Genomic DNA, 19,108 nt, shown 5'->3' with positions numbered 1-19,108 from the left:
CGCTGGCGCTTGCCCGCGACGCGATGTCGTTGATCTGCTGCTCGCCGGGATGATCGTAGATCGCCAAATCGGGAACCGGCGGCTTCTCGATGTCCGGTTAAAGGGCTACTTGTCGGATATACCCCTGGACCGACTGCCGCAGCGATGCGTGGAAAAGCTCGGGCGGCCGGGTCGTGGGAACCCGGCCGCCCGAAATGACGGCTTCTGACTAGTGCCCGGCGGTCAGAAGCCGAATGGGGTGCGGAATGCGAAAGGGGGTCTGGGGAGATGCTGGGGACAGGTCACGAAGCGGCCGGGCCGGCGCGGAGCGCGCCGTGGGGATGCCCGGGCCGTTCGCGATGAAGCCGGGAAGCGCCGATGCGTCGAGGGGGATCGGGGTGCGCACGGGCGTTCGGCTCCGTTTCCATGGGGATCGCGCTCCCGTGGGAGCGCTCCCAAACCATAGATGGCAGGCCGCCCCAGCGCGAGCCGCTAAAGGTTTCTTTTAAGAAAAACGGGGTCAGCCGGTGTTGCGCATGCCGGCGGCGATGCCGTTCACCGAGGTCAGCAGGGCCCGTTCGAGTGCGGTCGAGTCGGAGGGGGCCCGGCGGGCGCCGGGAGCGGTGGCCAGCTGGCGGTCGTTGTCGCCCAGCTCGCGGTATTGCCTCAGCAGGGCCACCTGCAAGTGGTGCAACGGCTCCAGGTAGGTGTCGCGGACGCCCAGGGTTCGCTTCAGCTCGGGCTGCTGGGCCAGCAGGTCCTCGCCGCCGGTGATGGCCAGGACCTCGCTGACGGTTCGGGCGTACTCGTCCTCGATTTTGCCGAAGATGGGGTGGAGGTTGGCGGGGACCAGGGTCTCCACGTAGCGCCTGGCGATTTTGAGGTCGGTCTTGTTCAGCATCATCTCCACGTTCGAGAGGAACGTGCGGAAGAACTGCCAGTTGGCGAACATCTCGTGGAGGACCTCGGTGTGGCCGGCCTCGCGCGCCGCCGCCAGGCCGGAACCGACGCCGAACCAGCCGGGCACGATCTGCCTGGTCTGGGTCCAGCCGAAGACCCACGGAATGGCCCGCAGACCGCCCAGGCCCGCGTCGGCGTTGGGGCGCTTCGCGGGGCGGGAGCCGATGTTCAGCTGGCCCAGCAACTCGGTGGGGGTGGCCGCCCAGAAGTACGCGGGCAGGTCGGGGTCCTCCACCAGCGACCGGTACGCCCGGAACGCGGCGTCCGACGCGGTGTCCATGGTGGCGTCCCAGCGGGCCAGGCGCTCCAGGTCTACCGACGGGCTGGTGTGCAGCAGGGTGGCCTGCAGGACCGCGGCGACCGTCAGCTCCAGGTTTTCCCGGGCCAGTGCCGGGAGCGTGTACTTGTCGGAGATGACCTCGCCCTGTTCGGTCACCTTGATGGCGCCGTCCAGGGTGCCGTAGGGCTGGGCGAGGATGGCCTCGTGGGTGGGGCCGCCGCCGCGCCCGACGGTGCCGCCTCGGCCGTGGAAAAGCCGCAGCCGTACGCCGTGCCTGGCCGCCACGTCGCGCAGCGAGCGCTGGGCCTTGTGGATGCGCCACTGGCTGGTGGTGATGCCGGCTTCCTTGTTGGAGTCGGAGTAGCCCAGCATGACCTCCTGGAGGTCGCCGCGGGCGCGGACGATCTCGCGGTAGGCGGGCAGGCTCAGCATCTCGTCCAGCAGTTCGCCGCCGGCGTCCAGCTCGGCGGGGGTCTCCAGGAGCGGGACGATGCCGACCCGGGCGCGGCCGGTGTGGATGTCGACCAGGCCGGCCTCGCGGGCCAGGACGGCCGCGGCCAGGACGTCGTCGACGCCCAGGGTCATCGAGATGATGTAACTCTCGATGACGTCGGGGCCGAAGCGGTCCTGGGCCTCGCGGATCGTGTTGAACACGTCGAAGGTCTTGCGGGCCGAGTCGGTCAGCGGGGTGTCGGCGCTGGACAGCGGGCGGCGGCCGGTCAGCTCGGTGGCCAGCAGCTTGGTGCGTTCGTTGCGGTCGAGCGTGGCGTAGTCGTCGACCTCGCCGACCCGGGCGTACATCTGCTGGAGCACCTCGTGGTGCTTCTCGGCGTGCTCGCGGACGTCCAGCGTGGCCAGCTGGAGGCCGAACGCCGACACGGTGCGGATCGCGGCGGCCACCACGCCGACCGCGGTGAGCTGGCCGGAGTTGCGGGCCAGCGAGGCGCGCATCAGCTCGAGGTCGCTGATCAGCTCGTCGTTGCCCAGGTAGTCGCGGCCGGGCACGTGCGGGGTGCCGCGGCGCAGCCGGTCGCGGGTATTGGCCAGCTTGGCCTTCACGGCGCGGACCTTGAGCCGGTACGGCTCCTCGGCGTTGGTCTTGCGGAACCGGGGCGCGACCTCGGGCAGGTTGTCCAGGTCTTTGGCCAGCGACGCGGACAGGTCGAGCGAGACGCCGCGCAGGCGCCGGGACACCGACAGCTCATCGATCAGCTTGTCCATGGCCCGCTCGGTGGCCTGGATGCCCTGCTCGTGCTGGATCATCAGGACGTCGCGGGTGACGGCCGGCGTGACGAACGGGTTGCCGTCGCGGTCGCCGCCGATCCACGAGCCGAAGGTGAGCGGCCGGGCCGTGGGGGAGGTCTCAACGCCCAGGTGGCGCAGCGTCTCGGCGAGGTCGCTGAGCACCTGCGGAGCCGCGTCGGCGTGCAGGTCGCGCAGGTAGTAGACGGCGTTGCGGGCCTCGTCGGTCGGGTCCGGCCGGTCCAGCCGCAGCTCGTCGGTCTGCCACAGCAGGTCGATCAGTTCGGCGAAGCGGCGGGTCGACGCGGTGGTGTCCGAGGCGCCGTAGAGGACCGCCGCGGCGGCCTCGGCGTCCAGCGCGTCGGCGAGTTGCCGCAGCTTGGACAGGATGGAGCGGCGGGCCGCCTCGGTGGGGTGCGCGGTGAAGACCGGCCGGACCGCGAGGCGGCGGGCGGCCGCGGCGATCTCGTCGGCCGGCACCCCGCGCTCGGCGATCCGCTTGGCCGCCTGGTCCAGCCAGCCGCCGTCGCGGGCCCGGCGGCGCTGCAGGTCGCGGGCCCGGTGCACCTGCTCGGTGATGTTGGCCAGGTGGAAGTAGGTGGAGAAGGCCCGGGCCAGCTTGGTGCCGGTGGTGACGTCCATGGCGGCGAGGCGGTCGGCGGCGGCCGGCGGGTCGTGCCGGACCAGCGCGCGCACCTCCTCGACCAGGTCGAGCAGGGGACGGCCCTCCTGCCGGGCCAGGGTCTGGCCGAGCAGCGTGCCGATCCGCCGGATGTCAGCGCGTAGGGCCGCATCGGGGTGGTTGGACGGGCTGTCTTCAGTCAGGCTTAGGGCGGCGGCGGGGTGGTTGGACGGGCTGTCTTCAGTCAGGCCAAGGGCGGCGGCGGGGTGGTTGGAAGGGCTGTCTTGCTCTAGGTCGGTCATCGGGGCGCACTCCTTCGACTGTCCGGTGCTCCAGGACTGCGCTGTCCCGACTCCGCCGATCGTATCGGCGGTACCGAAATGGGGGGCAATTTGAGGCAGGTCTCACTGACGGGCTAGGTCCAGGGCATACCGGTGGAACCACCGGCCGGCCGGCGGCGCTCCGGGCGAGCAGGCGCCGTCGGATTCGCCCGGTCTCTTCACCCAGAGGTACCCGGCCACCAGCGGGTGCCCGGTGTGCAGCGTGGGCGCGGTGCCGAGCTTGCGGCCGGGCGGGTTGCACCAGTGCCGGCTGCCCGCGCCGGGCCGGGCCGGTCCGGTGCCGTTGCGGCTGGTGTCCACCACGAAGCGGGCACCGCCGAGCGGGCGGGACAACTGGATGCCGTACGCCAGATTGGCCGCCGTGGTCTCGAAGTTGGCCACGTTGAGCGCGAACCCGTGGCTGCGGGTGATCCCGGCCCGGCGCAGGGCCGGCACCACCTCGGCGGGGGTGAGCCAGGTGGGGTTGCCGGCGTCCAGATAGACGGTCACGCCGGGCACCGAGCGCAGGGTCTCGACCGCCGACGCGAGCAGGGCGAACCGCTCGGCGGCCCGGACCCGGTTGAGGCAGCCGCGGACCGCGTGCGCCACCGCGTCCGGTTCCAGGATCACGATCGCCCGGTGGCCGCGCAGCGCGCCGGCCAGGTTGCCGACCCAGCGGCGGTATGCGAGACCGTCGGCCGCGCCGCCCGCGGAGTACCGGCCGCAGTCCCGGTGCGGGATGAAATAGAAGGTCAGCACCGGGATGCGGCGGGCCGCCGCGGCGCTCGTCACCAGCCGCCGGGCCCGGTCCACGTAGCCGGTGGCGTCGTCGGCGAACCAGGTGGCGGCCGGCTGCACGGCGATCCGGCGCACCAGGGCCGCCTCGGCGGTGCGTCCGGCCCGCTCCAGCGCCCGCAGGTGGACCGGCGCGGCGCCGTACGGGTCGACGTAGAGACCGACCGGTGGCGCCGGTGTGGTTCGGGCCGGCCCGCGGGTGGTGGCCGCGGCGACACCGGCCACCGCCACCGCGACCAGCACGAACAGGAGGATCGCGAACTTACGAGGCACGGGGTCAGCGCACCCTTATCCAGCGCGCTACCGACGGGACCCCGCGGTCGTCGACCAGGAACAGCATGTACCAGCCGGACGGCACCAGCCCGGCGCCCTGCGGCACGGCCAGGTCGAGACCGCCGCCGGAGCGGGTCACGCCGAGCGCGACCGAGCGCTGGTCCACGTCGGTGGTGTGGGTGACCGCGCTGGGCCGGATCAGCCGGGCCGTGGCGATCCGGTCCGCGTCGGGGGTGTTCACATGGAACGCCGTGCCGCGGTCGGCCTCCGGCGGGCTGGTCGCGATCGTGGGCCGTTCGCCGCGGAACAGGTACGGCGGCTCGTACACCTCGATCCGCTGCTCGAAGGTCCCCGGGTTCTCGCCCTTGCGGTCGTACAGCGGGTCGCTGCCGAGCGTGATGACCCGGCCGTCCGGCAGCAGGATCGCCTCCGAGTGGTAGTTGCGGCCGACGGTCGACTCGGCCGCGGTCCGGAACGTGTTGGTGCCGGGTTGGTAGAACTGCGCGTTGAACAGGTCGCTGCGCGGTTCGCCGCGGTACGGGCCACCGCGGTACCCGGACGAGCCGCCGGTGGTGAACACGGTGTCGTCGGGCAGCACAACCGTGGACAGGTAGCGGGCCGGTTCGGGCAGGTCGGGCCCGGGCCGGTAGACCGGGTGCTGCTGCCGGAGATCGGCGATGGCGGTGCGCGCGGTGGACACCGGGGACTCGCCGATCTCGCCGCCGCCGAGGATCATGACGCGCTGGTCCTGGGCCGGCGGCAGCAGCAGTGACGTGCTGGTCTCGGTCATGGTGGCGTCGCGCAGGCCGGGCACCGGCTCGAAGGAGTTGTCGTCCAGGTCCCAGACGCCGGGCGTGCGGCCCTCGGTGTCCGAGCCGTAGCCGGAACTCGCGCCCGAGTAGAACAGCCGCCCGTCGGCCAGCAGGTGCAGCGCCGGATAGGTGGGAAAGACCCGGGTCAGTTCCGGCGCGGCCCGCCAGCGGCGCTGACCGGTGCGGTAGACCTCGTTGCGGCCCGGCAGGATCCGGCCGAACCGGTCGAGGCCGGAGACCGCGAGCACGTCGCCGTCGGTGAGCTGGACCAGGGTCGGATACCAGCGGTGGTCGTTCAGGTTGCCGGTGCGCACGTACCGCTCGGTGCGCGGGTCGAACTCGTAGGACGTGTTGTCCCCGCCGTACTCCTGCTTCTCTCTGGTGATTTTGTCCGCGACGCCGTAGAGGTTGCGCTGGTCGTCGCCGGTCAGGCCGTGGATCCGGTACTGCGCGCCCTGCGTCACCACGGACGCGTTGCCGGGGCGTACCGCATCCACCCAGACCTCGGCCTCGCCGGCCCGCCCGGCCGGCGCGGGCACGGTGACCGCGCTGCGGGTGCGGTAGACGGCGCCGGTCGCGGACACCAGACGGGTGCCCTTGGCGAACCTGCGAGGGCGGCCGTCGCGCCACTCGTTTTTGAACTTCATCACCCCGGCGGCGTGCTCGACGTCCTCCTCGAGCACCTCGTACGACTTGGTGCCGCCGGCCACCAGCAGGTTGCCGCTGGACAGGAACGTGTGGCCGGCGCAGAAGACGTCGGTGGGGGTGGACACGCCGGAGAACCGGTCGGCGGCCGGGTCGTACAGGATGGTCCGGAACGTGCCCGCCTCGAAGGCCTCCCGGTTGTTGCCGCTGCCCGCGATGATCAGCACCTTGCCGGTGTGCAGCAGGGCGGCGTGGATGGCGTTGACCCGGAAGTCGTCCGGCACCGGCAGCCGCGACCAGAACCCGTACTGCTCCTTGTAGGACTGCCGGCTGACCTGGTAGGTGTGCAGCGCCTCCTGACCGGCCGCGAAGACCGGGCGGTTCGCGACCGCGACCGCGGCGAGCACCGCCAGCGTGACGAGTCCGCTCGCGAACCGGCGGGCGAGACTGGGACGGGGGTGCGGCTTCATGCGGGCGGCTCCAGGGTGCGGCGCCGGCGGGCGAACCACAGCGCCGGCGGGGCTAGGCAGATGGCGAGGTTGAGTGCGGGCCAGAGGAACATCGGGCCGTCGACGTGCCCGGTGCCGGCCGCGATCAGCAGCAGAACGACGTAGAACGCGGCCCAGCGCAGGCCGGGCGCGAAGGTGGCGAGCCGGTCCGGGCTGGCCGAGTCGCCCTTGGGTGTGACCACGAAGCCGGCCCGGCGGCGCAGCACCGCGCCGAGCAGCGAGGAGAAGTAGATCGGCGCGCACAGCGTGGACGCGAGCATGCCGGCCAGCCCGGACGAGCCGGCCTCCTCGTGCGGCGAGATGTTGTGCCGGCGGTTGACCACGTACAGGCCGACCTGGAAGAGCGCGGCGTCCACGTACAGCATCAGCCAGACGTGCTCCGGCACCTGGACGCCCTTGGCGCCGAGCACCAGGAAGAAGAACGCGTTCGCGGCGCCGAGCAGCCAGGCCAGCGCGGTCAGCGGGTAGTACGACATCAGCAGCGCGTAGTGCAGCGCCCGGCCCGGTCCGAGCCGCCAGGCCAGCCGGCCGAACCGGCGGACCACCACCTCGTCGGTGCCGCGTGACCAGCGGTGCTGCTGGGTGAAGTAGTCGGTCCAGGAGGACGGTCCCTCGCCGACCGCGAGCACGTCGGGGGTGTAGACCGAGCGCCACCGGCGGCCGGTCTCCGGGTTGCGGGCCGCATGCAGGGCCAGGCTGGTCGCCATGTCCTCGGTGATCGAGTCCTGCAGACCACCGATCGACTGCAGAGCCTTGATGCGTACGGCGTTGTTCGTGCCCACCAGCATGGCGATGCCGCGCTTGTTGCCGGCGCGTTGGAGCAGCGAGTGGAACAGGTACTGCTGGGACTCGGCCCAGCGGGTGACCAGGTTGTCGTAGTTGCCGTAGATCTGCGGGCCGACCACGAACGCCACGTCGGGGTCGCGGAAGTAGCCGAGCAGGCGCTCGCAGAAGTTGGGCAGCGGCACGTGGTCCGGGTCGACCGAGACCAGCACGTCGTACTCGTCGCCGTGCGAGGCGATCCAGGAGTTGTAGTTGCCGTGCTTGGTGCGGGCTTTGTACGTACCGGAGCCGGTGTTGAAGTGCTCTTGACCTTTGCGGCTGAAATGGCGGACGCCGAGGTCGTCGCAGAGCGCGCGCACCTCCGGGTCGTCGCCCTCGTCGAGCAGCCAGACCTCGTAGTGGCCGCGGTACCGCACCTGCCCGGCCGCCCGCAGGGTGCGCTCCACCATCTCGATCGGCTCCTTGCCGGGCACGATCGTGGTGAGGAACGCGACCCGCAGCGTCACGTCCGGCACCACCGGCACGGGATCGCGGGCCCAGAGCGTGGCGAAGCACAGCGTGACGACGTTGACCAGCCGGAACAGCTCGATCGCCGCGGTCGCCACGATCATCGCGACGGTGGCGGCGTGCAGCACCACGTGCAGGTCCGGGTCGGGCACCTCGATCGAGGAGACCAGCCAGCCGAAGAACGTGCTCTCGAAGGCGAACGCGAACAGCGTGATCAGCAGGGTGCGGATCGGCCGGCGCCGGGCCAGCCGGCGCATCCGCACCCGGTAGTCCGGGGCAGGATCGGGCTCGGCCGGGCCGGCCAGCACGCTGTAGGCGCTGTAGTTGTAGCGCACCGGCAGCTGCATGGTGGGGCCGTGCAGGGCCGCCTCGGCGGGGCGCTGGAGAGGAATGCGGTCCTGGGTGTGCAGCTTCGCCATCAGGCGGGCACCGCGCGGCGGACCAGGGGCCGCTGGTGCACCTTCTTGCGCACCGGGGCGGGATCCGCGGTCGTGGCGCGCAGCCGGGCCGGGGTCTCGGTGGGCTTGACCTTGCGGACGAACTGCCGCCGTGCCTCCGCGAAACCGGACCGGTCGCCGTACATGTCCCGGCTCATCTCGGCCAGTTCGCGGGCCTCGTACACCTCCAGCGGGACGCGTTCGGCGGCGAGCCGCCGGGCCTTCGCCTGCCGGCGCTGACGGGCGGTGCGCACGTCACTCTCGCGTTCGGCGAGGGCGGCGAGCCATTCGGCGTACGCCTCGGGATGGCGTGGACCGACCTCGTCGACCAGGCCGATCGACTTCGCGGCGGCGGCGCTGACCGGGAACTTCTCGTCGATCAGGCGCTGGGCCTGGTCGGCGCCGACCCGCCGGGGCAGCGTGAAGGTGTGCAGTTCGGAGCCGAACAGCCCCATGTCGTAGTACGGGTTGAGCACGATCCCGTCGCGGGCGGCCACGATGTCGGCACCCAGGCCGAGCATCACGCCGCCGGCGCCGGCGTTGCCCGCGTAGCCGGCGATCACCACCTGGCGGGTGCACGTGATGATATCGCGGCAGACCTCGTTGATCGCCCGGATGTTGGCCCAGGCCGCGCTGGCCGGGTCGGACGACGCCTCGATCACGTTGAGGTGGATGCCGTTGCTGAACGCGTCGGTGCCGCCGCGCAGCACCAGCACCTCGGTGTCCTGGCTGACCGCGTGCCGCAGCGCGGCGAGCAGCCGGCGGCAGTGCCCGGGTGCCATGGCGCCGTTGTAGAAGTCGAACGCGAGCCAGCCGACCGCGCCGGCCCGCCGGTAGCGGACCTGGCGGTAGGTGGCCGGGGATTCCGGCTCGGTGCCGGGCGGCACCGGCGAGTGCGGTACGCCGCGCAGCCGCGCGCCGAGCAGCATGGTGGCCGGAAGCTTGATGCCGGCCCGGGCGTGGTGCGGTTCGGCGGCGCGCAGGTGGCCCAGCCAGATGCTGCCCTCGCCGGTGCCGATCAGCACCGCGCCCTGGCGGCGGCTGAGGATCTGACCCGGGCGGCCGTGCCGGGCGATGCCGGGCAGCGCGTCGTAGGCGAACACCGGCAGGCCGCCGATCTCGGTGCACACGCCGGGGGCGCCGTCCGCGGCCCGGATCCGCCGGATGATCTGGTCGGCCGGTTCCGACCAGTCGAACGACCGGTCCTGCTGGCGCATCAGCGGCCGGGGCCGGGCGCCGGGTGTCTCGGTGGGCGCGCCGTCGGCCGGCACCGGGGTGAACGACGCGTCCTGCGCCTTGGTCACCGCCTCCAGGATGCACTCCATGGCGGCGTCCGCGACCGGGCCGTTGTAGAGCGACGACTTACGCGGCGGCGCGGCCGGCAACGAGATGGTGCGGGTGGCCCAGATCGGCCCGGCGTCCATCTCCTCGACGGCCTGGAGCGCGGTGACGCCCCAGTTCCGGGCGCCCTCGGCGATGGCCCAGTCCAGTGAGGACGGTCCACGGTCGCCGACCGGGCCGGGGTGGATGATCACGGTGCGCCAGTGCTGCCAGACCTCCGCCGGCACCCGGTCCTTGAGGAACGGGCAGATGATCAGTTCGGGTTCGGCGGCCCGGACTCCCTCGATCATGTCGGCCGCGCTCGTGGCCAGTTGGACGGAGACGTCGTGCCCGGCTTCGCGCAGCGCGCACCAGGCGCGCTGGGTCAACCCGTTGAATGCCGTAACGAGCAGCAGGACTCGCACGTTGCCCTCCTAGGAGTTGTCCCGACAACGGAACGGGACTATTCACCTGATATCGACCGGCATGTCGGACATGTTGTCCGTTCGACAGGGGCACCATGGAAGCCGCCGGCGCGGACTAAACTGGTCCTCGTACCCCCGCCCTCCTGGTCGTTGGGGCTTTTCGACGTGTCTGGAGCAGACTCCGATGCAACTCTCCGGTCTGATCCCCGCCGCCCTGCGCGACCGTGGTCTCGCCCGCGCCCGTGACCTGGCTCGCAAGAGCTTCGTCGACTCGGACGCGCTCGACCTGACCGCGCCCGCCTCGCTGCGGCCGTTCGTGGTGGCCGCCGTGGCCGGCGCCGCCGAGCTGGGCGGTGCCGGACGGCCGGTGCTCGCGGTCACCGCCACCAGCCGCGAGGCCGACGATCTGGCCGACGCGCTGGGCTGCCTGATCGAGCCGGGCCGGGTGGCGGTGTTCCCGTCCTGGGAGACGCTGCCGCACGAGCGCCTCTCGCCGCGGTCCGACACGGTGGGCCGCCGGCTGGCCGTGCTGCGCCGCCTCGCGCACCCCGGCGACCAGCCGGTCCAGGTGGTCGTGGCGCCGGTGCGCAGCGTGCTGCAACCGCAGCTCAAGGGCCTGGGTGACCTCGAACCGGTGGAGCTGGCCACCGGCGGCGAGGCGGAGCTGGAGGGGGTGGCCCGCCGCCTGTCCGACATGGCCTACGCGCGGGTCGACCTGGTCACCAAGCGCGGCGAGTTCGCGGTGCGCGGCGGCATCCTCGACATCTTCCCGCCCACCGACGAGCACCCGTCCCGGGTCGAGTTCTGGGGCGACGAGATCGAGGAGATCCGCACCTTCGCGGTGGCCGACCAGCGCACCATCGACCCGGTACCGCGGCTCTGGGCGCCGCCCTGCCGCGAGCTGCTGCTGACCCCGCCGGTCCGGCAGCGGGCGGCCGAACTCGCGGCCCAGCACCCCGAGATCGCCGAGATCCTGGACAAGCTGGCCGAGGGCATCCCGGTCGAGGGCATGGAGTCGCTCGCGCCGGCCCTGCTGCACGGCACCGACAGCATGGAACTGCTGATCGACTGCATGCCGGCCGGCACCCACGTGCTGCTCTGCGACCCGGAGCGGATCCGCACCCGGGCGCACGACCTGACCCGTACGTCCGCCGAGTTCCTGGAGGCGTCCTGGGCGGCCGCCGCGGGCGGTGGCAAGGTGCCGATCGACGTGGGCGCGGCGGCGTTCCGCACGCTGGCAGACGTCCGCGCGCACGCCGCGACGCGGTCGCTGGCCTGGTGGACGGTGTCGCCGTTCGGTCTGGCCGCGGTCCCTTCTCCGCAGGATGATCAACCTTGGCTGGAGCAGCGCGAGGTCGAGGTCGCACCGGATCAGGGCGACGCCGTTGCCGTCGATGCGCAGCCGGTGCCGCTCTACCACGGCGACACTGCCCGGCTAACGTCGGATTTGTCGGAATGGTTCGGCCGTGGATGGGCCGTCGCACTGGTTTTCGAGGGGCACGGCACCGCGCAGCGGGCCACCGAGGTGCTGCGTGACGCCGGCCTCGGCATCACCCCGGTCGACTCCATCGAAAAGCCGATCGAGCCGGGACAGCTGCTGATCACCTGCGGCGGGCTCAACCACGGCTTCGTGGACGAGACGGCCCGGCTCGCGGTGATCACCGGGAACGACATCAGCGGCGGGCGCGGTGCGTCCACCAAGGACATGCGGCGGATGCCGTCGCGGCGGCGCAACACGATCGACCCGCTGGAGCTCAAGCCCGGCGACTTCGTGGTGCACGAGCAGCACGGCATCGGCAAGTACGTCGAGCTGGTGCAGCGCACGGTCAACGGCGCCGACCGGGAATACCTGGTGATCGAGTACGCGCCGTCCAAGCGCGGCCAGCCCGGCGACCGGCTGTACGTGCCGACCGACCAGCTCGACCAGCTGTCCCGCTACGTCGGCGGCGAACAGCCGTCGCTACACAAGATGGGCGGCTCGGACTGGCAGAAGAGCAAGGCCCGGGCGCGCAAGGCGGTTCGCGAGATCGCGGCCCAGCTGATCCAGCTGTACGCGGCCCGGCAGGCGTCCAAAGGGCACGCGTTCGGCGCGGACACCCCGTGGCAGCGCGAGCTGGAGGACGCCTTCCCATACACCGAGACGCCCGACCAGCTGGCCGCGATCTCCGAGGTCAAGCACGACATGGAACTCGAAGTTCCGATGGACAGGCTGATCTGCGGCGACGTCGGCTACGGCAAGACCGAGATCGCGGTGCGGGCCGCGTTCAAGGCGGTGCAGGACGGCAAGCAGGTGGCCGTGCTGGTGCCCACCACGCTGCTGGCCCAGCAGCACTTCAACACGTTCACCGATCGGATGGGCCAGTTCCCGGTGCAGGTCAAGCAGCTGTCCCGGTTCCAGACGCCGACCGAGGCCAAGCTGACCCTGGAACAGGCGGCCGACGGCACCGCCGACATCGTGATCGGCACCCACCGGCTGCTGGCCAACTCGACGAGGTTCAAAAACCTCGGTCTGATCATCGTGGACGAGGAGCAGCGCTTCGGCGTCGAGCACAAGGAGCAGCTCAAGGCGCTGCGGGCCTCGGTCGACGTGCTGACCATGTCGGCGACGCCCATCCCTCGCACCCTCGAAATGGCGATCACCGGGATCCGCGAGATGTCGACCATCGCCACCCCGCCCGAGGAACGGCACCCGGTGCTGACCTTCGTCGGCTCGCACGACGAGAAGCAGGTGGCCGCCGCCATCCACCGCGAGCTGCTGCGCGACGGCCAGATCTTCTACCTGCACAACCGGGTCGAGTCGATCGACCGGGCCGCGCGCAAGCTGCGCGAGCTGGTGCCCGAGGCGCGGGTCGCGGTGGCGCACGGCAAGATGGGCGAGGATCAGCTGGAAAAGGTGATGGTCGGGTTCTGGGAAAAGGAGTTCGACGTCCTGGTCTGCACCACCATCGTCGAGTCCGGCATCGACATCCCGAACGCGAACACGCTGATCGTCGAGCGGGCCGATCTGCTCGGCCTGGCCCAGCTGCACCAGATCCGCGGCCGGGTGGGCCGCGGCCGGGAGCGGGCGTACGCGTACTTCCTCTACCCGCGCGAGCGGCCGCTCACCGAGCAGGCGCACGAGCGGCTGGCCACCATCGCCCAGCACACCGAGCTCGGCGCCGGCATGTACGTGGCGATGAAGGACCTGGAGATCCGCGGCGCCGGCAACCTGCTCGGCGGCGAGCAGTCCGGCCACATCGAGGGCGTCGGCTTCGACCTGTACGTCCGGATGGTCGGCGAGGCGGTGCAGGCGTTCAAGGGCGAGCGGCCCGAGGAGGAGCCCGAGGTAAAGATCGACCTGCCGGTCGACGCCCACCTGCCGGTCGAATACATCGCGGTCGAGCGGCTGCGCCTGGAGATGTACCGCAAGCTGGCCGAGGCCCGCGACGACGCGAAACTCGACGAGGTGGTGGCCGAGATGACCGACCGCTACGGCGAGCCGCCCACCCAGGTGGCCAACCTGATCGCGGTGGCCCGGTTCCGCCAGCTGGCCCGCCGCTACGGCCTCACCGACGTGTCGATGCAGGGCAAGCACATCCGGTTCTCGCCGCTGTCGCTGCCCGACTCCAAGCAGCTGCGGCTCAAGCGCTACCACCCGGATTCCGTCTACAAGCAGGCGATCGACCAGGTCAGCGTGCCCCGCCCGGCCACCCGCCGGCTCGGCGGCGAGCCACTGCGCGACACCGACCTGCTGCAGTGGTGCGCCCAGCTGCTCAAGGACGTCCTGGGGGAGGCGCCAGTCCCGGCGCGCACGTAACGGTCCGACTGTCGCACGCCCGATGCGGCGGCAGGTTGCCGCATTGCGGGACGGTGAGGCCACGTGCTGGGCCGGGGCGGGGCCGGGACTCGATCATCCACTTGTCAGGACGACGGCCACCGGCGCGGGAGTATGTCTCGACATTCGGTTGCGGGGAACCACCGGCTGGGAATGGGAACGCCGGTCTGGTGTTCGGGCCGACGAAGCCGCCCCCACCGGACGCGCCTGATCCTCAGGATTCTGGGCGGTAGGCCGAACGACGAGGAGGAGCGGTCGGTGACGCTGGAGGTGGGGCGACGTGACCGGGAAACAGTTGCTGCTGGGGGCAGCGCTCGCCCTCGCCGCCGTGCTGGGCGGGGCGCCGGCCCGGGCGGTGGCTCCGGCGCCGGACATCATCGACGGGCAGGAGATCAGTCGGAACTACCCGTTCCTGGTGCATCTGCCGGGTGGGTGCGGCGGCGTGCTGATCTCGCCGCGGTGGGTGGTCACGGCACAGCACTGCCCAACCCCGATGACCGTACGGGTGGGCAGCCTCGACCGGACCGCCGGCGGCACGGTCGCGCAGGTCGACGCGTACGTGGATCTGCATGGGGTGGACCTGAAGCTGCTGCGGCTGCTCGCGCCGGTCGGCCACCTGCCGGCGATCATTCCGGCCGCGTCGCCGGGAGCCGGTGAGGTGGTGCGACTGATCGGCTGGGGCCAGACCTGTCCGCTCCCGGGCTGCGGGGCGATTCCGGCCGGTGCCCGCGAGCGCGACCAGACGGTCACTACGGCAGACCAGTGCGCCGCGGGATTCCTCGACGCCGCCACCGAGATGTGCGTCAACAGTGCCGCCTGCTACGGCGACTCGGGCGGGCCGGTCAGCGACGTGGCCGGCCGGCTGGCGTACGGCATCGTGAGCCGGGGCGACGCCGAGGACTGCGGCCGGGCGCACACGATCGCGGTCGACATGACCCGGCAGCGCGAGCGGATCGGCGGCATCGTCGGCGAACTGCCGCAGGTGTTGCCGAATCGAGGCGTGCCGAGGTAGCCCGGCGACTGATCGACCGTGCACAATCCCCGAACTTGCACAGCAATCGGGGGAGCCGTTCCGTGGACACCGTGGGCGCCGAGACGACCTGCTACCGCCATCCGAAGCGGGAGACCTTCGTCCGGTGCAGCCGCTGCGACAAATACATCTGCTCGGACTGCATGCGGGAGGCGCCGGTCGGCCAGCGCTGCCCGGAGTGCGTCAAGGAGGAGAACAGGTCGGTCCGGCGGGCCCGGACCATCTTCGGCGCCACCCCGGAGTCGACGCCGTACGTCACGTACACCCTGATCGTGGTGACCGTGCTGGTCTATGTCGCGCAGCTGGTCAACCCGGCGCTGGTCGACCAGTTCGACGTGCTCGGGCGCGGGCTGCTCGGCCCGGACGGCGAGTACTACATCGACGACGGCTTCCCCGACCCGGACTACCGGCCGATCGGCATCCTGAACGGCGAATGGTGGCGGTTGTTCACCGGCGCGTTCCTGCACCAGCCGCCGGGCAACGGGTTCGGGCTGCTGCACATCGCGTTCAACATGATGTGGCTGTGGACGCTCGGCCGGTTCCTGGAGGGACAGCTGGGCCGGTTGCGGTTTGTGGCACTGTATTTCGTGGCGGCGCTGGGCGGCTCGGTGCTGGTGGTGCTGGTCGATCCGGACCAGGGCGCAATCGGTGCATCCGGTGCCGGGTTCGGGCTGGCCGCGGCATACTTCGTGATCACGCGCAAGCTGCACACGTACCCGCTCGACCCCAAGCAGCTGCTGATCGGTTTCGTGCTGTGGCTGGTGCTGACGGCCGGCTTCACGTCCTGGACCGGACACCTCGGCGGCCTGCTGACCGGGGCCGCGGTGGCGATGGGTTTCGCGTACGCGCCGCGCAAACACCAGGCGCTGGTGCAGGCGGCCGTGCTGGCCGGGGTGATCGCGGTGCTGGTCGTCGCGATCGTGGCCAAGGCAGCCCAGGCCGGGTGATCGGGCCGGGTAGATCGGGTTTTCCGGGGGTCGGCGGCGTGCATCACATCGGTCGTGAGAGAGTCATCTACATGCTGCGTGCTCGCCGACTCGCCTCCGTCGCCGTCGTCGCCTCCCTCGCCGTGGCCGGCCTGTCCGCCTGCCGATCGGAGCCGTCCGTGGTCGCCTACCTGGGCGACACCAAGGTGACCGACGCCCGTGTGCAGGAGGTCTACGACGAGGTGCAGGAGAAGTTCGTCGCGCCGCCCGGAGCCCCCGCGGGCCAGCCGGTGCGGGTGCCGATCAGCCGCACCGACGTGGCCGCCGCCCTGGTGAGCAGCCAGGTGCTGGCCCAGGTGGCCAAGGAGCGCAGTGTTTCGCTGCCGGCCGACCTCCAGCTTGCGGAATACGCCGGCTCACTGAGCCTGCCGGAGAACACCGAGTACGTACGCCTGTTCGCCGAGACCGACGGCTACGTGCGGGTCCTGCGGGAAAAGCTGCAGAACGCGCCCGAGCCCTCCGACGAGGACCTGCGCGAGGTCTTCGACGTGCTGGTGGCCACCGAGCAGGTCAACGCGGCCGGCACCTTCGAGGAGTTCAAGTCCTCGCTGCCCCCGCAGAACAAGCAGCTGGTGCAGACCGCGGCCGCGGTGCGCAACGAGATCGTCAAGGCCGCCGACGCGATGGACATCCGGATCAACCCGCGCTACCAGCCGCTGGGCATCCCGGTGCTGCAGTTCCAGACGCAGAACGGCGAGGTCAGGCCGCTGCTCACCGCGAAGCTCGGCTCGGACGAAGCGGCTCCGGTCGTCGACATCCGTTGATCCGCATCGTCCTTCTTGTCACGTCCCCGCGGCTGCCCGCGGGACTGCTGACCGCGGCCGCCTGGGACCTGGTCCGCCAGCATCCGGTGTACGCGGGTGCCGAGTCGGAGCAGGCGGCGGCGCTGCGGCACAGCGGGGTGCCGGTCACCGTGCTCGAGAACGACCCGGAACGGCTGCTGGCCGCGATCGGTGCCCAGTCCGAGGTGGTGGGGCCCGCGGTGGTGTGGCTGGCCGGACCGGCCGGCGATCAGGACTTCGCCCGGCGGCTCGGGCTGCGCCTGACCCGCGAACCGGACCTGGCCGAACTCGAGCTGATGTACGGCTCGTGGGATCCGCCCGGCGCCCGGCTGCTGGACGCGGTGGCGGTGATGGACCGGCTGGTCTCGCCCGGCGGTGATCCGTGGAAGCGGGCGCAGAGCCACCGGACGCTGGCGCCGTACCTGCTCGAGGAGGCGTACGAGGCGTACGACGCGATCGAGTCGGACGACCTGGCCGCGCTGCGCGAGGAACTGGGCGACGTGCTGCTCCAGATCGTGCTGCACGCCCGGCTCGCCGAGGAACTGCCGGACGGCACGGCGTGGGGCATCGACGACGTGGCCGGCGGCCTGGTCGACAAGATGATCCGCCGCAACCCGCACGTGTTCGCGGACGCCGACGTGACCGGCCTCGACGAGATCACCGAAAATTGGGAGCGGATCAAGCGGGCCGAAAAGGAACGCGACTCGGCGCTGGACGGCATCGCGCTGAGCCAGCCCGCGCTGGCGCTGGCCGCCAAGGTGCTGCACCGCGCCGAGCGGGCCGGTCTGCGGGTCGAGTTGCCGGCCGGCGACGACCTGGGCGCGGCGCTGCTGCGGGTGGTGGCCGAGGCACGGGCGGCGGGCGCCGATCCGGAGGCGGAGTTGCGCCGGGCCACGCTGGAATTCGCGGACGCGGTACGGGACGCCGAACGGCAAACTGTCGGACCCTCCGAGTAGGTTTCACGGCATGCCGGAGTTCGTACCGCTCGCCGAGCACATCGTCGACGCCCTCCTCGCGTCCGACCCCGGGCTGGCCACCACGGCCGGCGACCACCGCTATGACGACCGCCTGCCCGATCTGTCGCCGGGGGCGCTGGCCGAGCAGGTCAGCATGCTGCGTGATGCCACCGACGCGCTGTCCGGCATCGATCCCGAGGCCTTCGGCCCCGAGGATCAGGTCGACCATGCGATTCTCTCGGCCGTCGTCGAGCGCGGGCTTTTCGAGCTGACCGACGTCCGCGAACACGAGTGGAACCCGTTGCGGCACAACCCCGGGCCGCTGCTGCACGCGCTGCTCGCGCGCCAGTTCGCGCCGGCCGAGGAGCGGCTGACCAGTCTGGGCGGCCGGCTGGCGGCGATACCGGACGCGCTGGCCACGGCCCGGGCGGTGCTGCGTGACGTGCCGCGCATCCACATCGAGACGGCGGTCGGCCAGTTCGCCGGCACCGCGGCGCTGGTCCGCGACGAGCTGCCCAAACTGATCGCTCAGGAGCCGAGCCTGCGCCCGGCCATCGAGCCGTCCCAGGCGGCGGCGCTGGCGGCGCTGTCCGAGTTCGACGGCTGGCTGCGGTCCCGTCTCGAGGGCGGCGACCCCGGCCGCGACCCGCGACTGGGCCGGCCGCTGTGGGAGGCCCGGCTGTGGCACACGCTTGACACCGAGTTGCCGGCGGCCGAGGTGCTGGCCCGCGCCCAGGCCAACCTCGACCGGGTGGGCGAGCGGCTGCGGGCGGCGTCCGCCGAGCTGGTCGGCGGTCCGGAGACCGACGAGACGGTCCGCCGCGCGCTCGACACGCTGGCGGCCGACCACCCCGACGACTCGTCCATCGTCGACCTGGCCAAGGTCACCATGGACGAGGCCACCGAGTTCGTCCGCCGGCACGACCTGCTCTCGCTGGTCGACGATCCGTGCGTGATCGAGGAGATGCCCGAGTTCGCCCGCGGCGTCGCGGTGGCCTACTGCGATCCGCCCGGTCCGCTCGAGACGGCCGACGTGCCCACCTTCTACTGCATCTCGCCGACCCCGGCCGGCTGGTCGCCCGAGCGGGTCGAGTCGTTCTACCGCGAATACAACGACCACATGATCCGCGACCTGACCGTGCACGAGGCGATGCCCGGCCACTTCCTGCAGATCGCGCATTCGCGGCGGTTCCGGGCCGCGACCCGGGTGCGCGCGCTCGGCTGGTCCGGCCCGTTCGTCGAGGGCTGGGCGGTCTACGCCGAGGAGCTGATGTCGGGTCTGGGCTTCGGCGGCCTGCCGGTGCGTCTCCAACAGCTCAAGATGCAGCTCCGGATGAGCCTCAACGCCATCATCGACCAGCTGGTGCACTGCGACGACCTGCCCGAGGCCGAGGCCATGGCCCTGATGAAGGATCGCGGCTTCCAGGAGGAGGGCGAGGCGGCCGGCAAGTGGCGCCGGGCGCTGCTCACCTCCACCCAGCTGTCGACCTACTTCGTCGGCTACACCGAGATGGCCGCCATCGCCGCGGCCCGCCCGTTCGGCGCCACCCCCAAGGCCTGGCACGACGCCATGCTGGCGCACGGCTCCCCACCCCCGCGCCACCTGCGCACGCTGCTGGGCGTCTGACCGC

11 protein-coding genes are annotated in these 19,108 nt (G+C 71.7%); 6 read left to right on the top strand and 5 right to left on the bottom strand.

Annotation, left to right across the window (positions count from 1 at the left end; genetic code table 11):
- Positions 1–499: 499 nt before the first annotated feature.
- From ppc to Ari01nite_RS17125, 5 genes are all read right to left on the bottom strand, one after another.
- On the bottom strand, positions 500–3,385 hold the full coding sequence (gene ppc / locus Ari01nite_RS17145; RefSeq protein WP_203782258.1) for a phosphoenolpyruvate carboxylase: 2,886 nt from the start codon (positions 3,383–3,385) through the stop codon (positions 500–502).
- Between the two features lie 102 nt (positions 3,386–3,487).
- Complete coding sequence (locus tag Ari01nite_RS17140) at positions 3,488–4,471, bottom strand: glycoside hydrolase family 6 protein (RefSeq protein WP_203782257.1); 984 nt, start codon at positions 4,469–4,471, stop codon at positions 3,488–3,490.
- Positions 4,472–4,475: 4 nt separating this feature from the next.
- Positions 4,476–6,398 (bottom strand): radical copper oxidase GlxA, encoded by a 1,923-nt coding sequence (gene glxA / locus Ari01nite_RS17135; RefSeq protein WP_203782256.1) that lies wholly within the window; start codon positions 6,396–6,398, stop codon positions 4,476–4,478.
- Positions 6,395–8,146, bottom strand: coding sequence for a glycosyltransferase family 2 protein (locus Ari01nite_RS17130; RefSeq protein ID WP_239162807.1), 1,752 nt, complete (start codon positions 8,144–8,146; stop codon positions 6,395–6,397). The genes glxA and Ari01nite_RS17130 overlap by 4 nt, the downstream gene beginning before the upstream one ends.
- Entirely contained in the window at positions 8,146–9,909 is a 1,764-nt protein-coding gene (locus Ari01nite_RS17125; protein ID WP_203782255.1) for an enoyl-CoA hydratase-related protein, read from the bottom strand. The genes Ari01nite_RS17130 and Ari01nite_RS17125 overlap by 1 nt, the downstream gene beginning before the upstream one ends.
- Before the next feature lie 184 nt (positions 9,910–10,093).
- On the opposite strand from Ari01nite_RS17125, the gene mfd reads away from it, so the two are divergent.
- The 6 genes from mfd to Ari01nite_RS17095 all read left to right on the top strand — a co-directional run bounded on the left by mfd (position 10,094) and on the right by Ari01nite_RS17095 (position 19,104).
- Positions 10,094–13,705, top strand: a complete 3,612-nt coding sequence (gene mfd / locus Ari01nite_RS17120) for a transcription-repair coupling factor (protein ID WP_203782254.1) — start codon at positions 10,094–10,096, stop codon at positions 13,703–13,705.
- 298 nt (positions 13,706–14,003) lie between these two features.
- Positions 14,004–14,735 carry a S1 family peptidase gene (locus Ari01nite_RS17115; protein ID WP_203782253.1) on the top strand — a complete coding sequence of 244 codons (732 nt, stop codon included), beginning with the start codon at positions 14,004–14,006 and terminating at the stop codon, positions 14,733–14,735.
- A gap of 62 nt (positions 14,736–14,797) precedes the next feature.
- Positions 14,798–15,700 (top strand): rhomboid family intramembrane serine protease, encoded by a 903-nt coding sequence (locus tag Ari01nite_RS17110; RefSeq protein WP_239162806.1) that lies wholly within the window; start codon positions 14,798–14,800, stop codon positions 15,698–15,700.
- A gap of 71 nt (positions 15,701–15,771) precedes the next feature.
- Positions 15,772–16,503, top strand: coding sequence for a hypothetical protein (locus Ari01nite_RS17105; protein ID WP_203782252.1), 732 nt, complete (start codon positions 15,772–15,774; stop codon positions 16,501–16,503).
- Positions 16,500–17,477, top strand: a complete 978-nt coding sequence (locus tag Ari01nite_RS17100) for a nucleoside triphosphate pyrophosphohydrolase (RefSeq protein WP_203782251.1) — start codon at positions 16,500–16,502, stop codon at positions 17,475–17,477. The genes Ari01nite_RS17105 and Ari01nite_RS17100 overlap by 4 nt, the downstream gene beginning before the upstream one ends.
- A 10-nt stretch (positions 17,478–17,487) precedes the next feature.
- Complete coding sequence (locus Ari01nite_RS17095; RefSeq protein ID WP_203782250.1) at positions 17,488–19,104, top strand: DUF885 domain-containing protein; 1,617 nt, start codon at positions 17,488–17,490, stop codon at positions 19,102–19,104.
- The last annotated feature ends 4 nt before the right edge of the window (positions 19,105–19,108 follow it).

The sequence above is a fragment of the Paractinoplanes rishiriensis genome (assembly GCF_016862375.1).
GTDB lineage: Bacteria > Actinomycetota > Actinomycetes > Mycobacteriales > Micromonosporaceae > Actinoplanes > Actinoplanes rishiriensis.
This window is presented reverse-complemented; position numbering and strand designations above follow the sequence as displayed.

What these genes read in the sequence shown, in the direction of transcription:
- Ari01nite_RS17130 (WP_239162807.1), bottom strand. Translation starts at nt 8,146, where the DNA reads ATGGCGAAGCTGCACACCCAGGACCGCATTCCTCTCCAGCGCCCCGCC.
- ppc (WP_203782258.1), bottom strand. Translation starts at nt 3,385, where the DNA reads ATGACCGACCTAGAGCAAGACAGCCCTTCCAACCACCCCGCCGCCGCC.
- Ari01nite_RS17105 (WP_203782252.1), top strand. Translation starts at nt 15,772, where the DNA reads ATGCTGCGTGCTCGCCGACTCGCCTCCGTCGCCGTCGTCGCCTCCCTC.
- glxA (WP_203782256.1), bottom strand. Translation starts at nt 6,398, where the DNA reads ATGAAGCCGCACCCCCGTCCCAGTCTCGCCCGCCGGTTCGCGAGCGGA.
- Ari01nite_RS17095 (WP_203782250.1), top strand. Translation starts at nt 17,488, where the DNA reads ATGCCGGAGTTCGTACCGCTCGCCGAGCACATCGTCGACGCCCTCCTC.
- mfd (WP_203782254.1), top strand. Translation starts at nt 10,094, where the DNA reads ATGCAACTCTCCGGTCTGATCCCCGCCGCCCTGCGCGACCGTGGTCTC.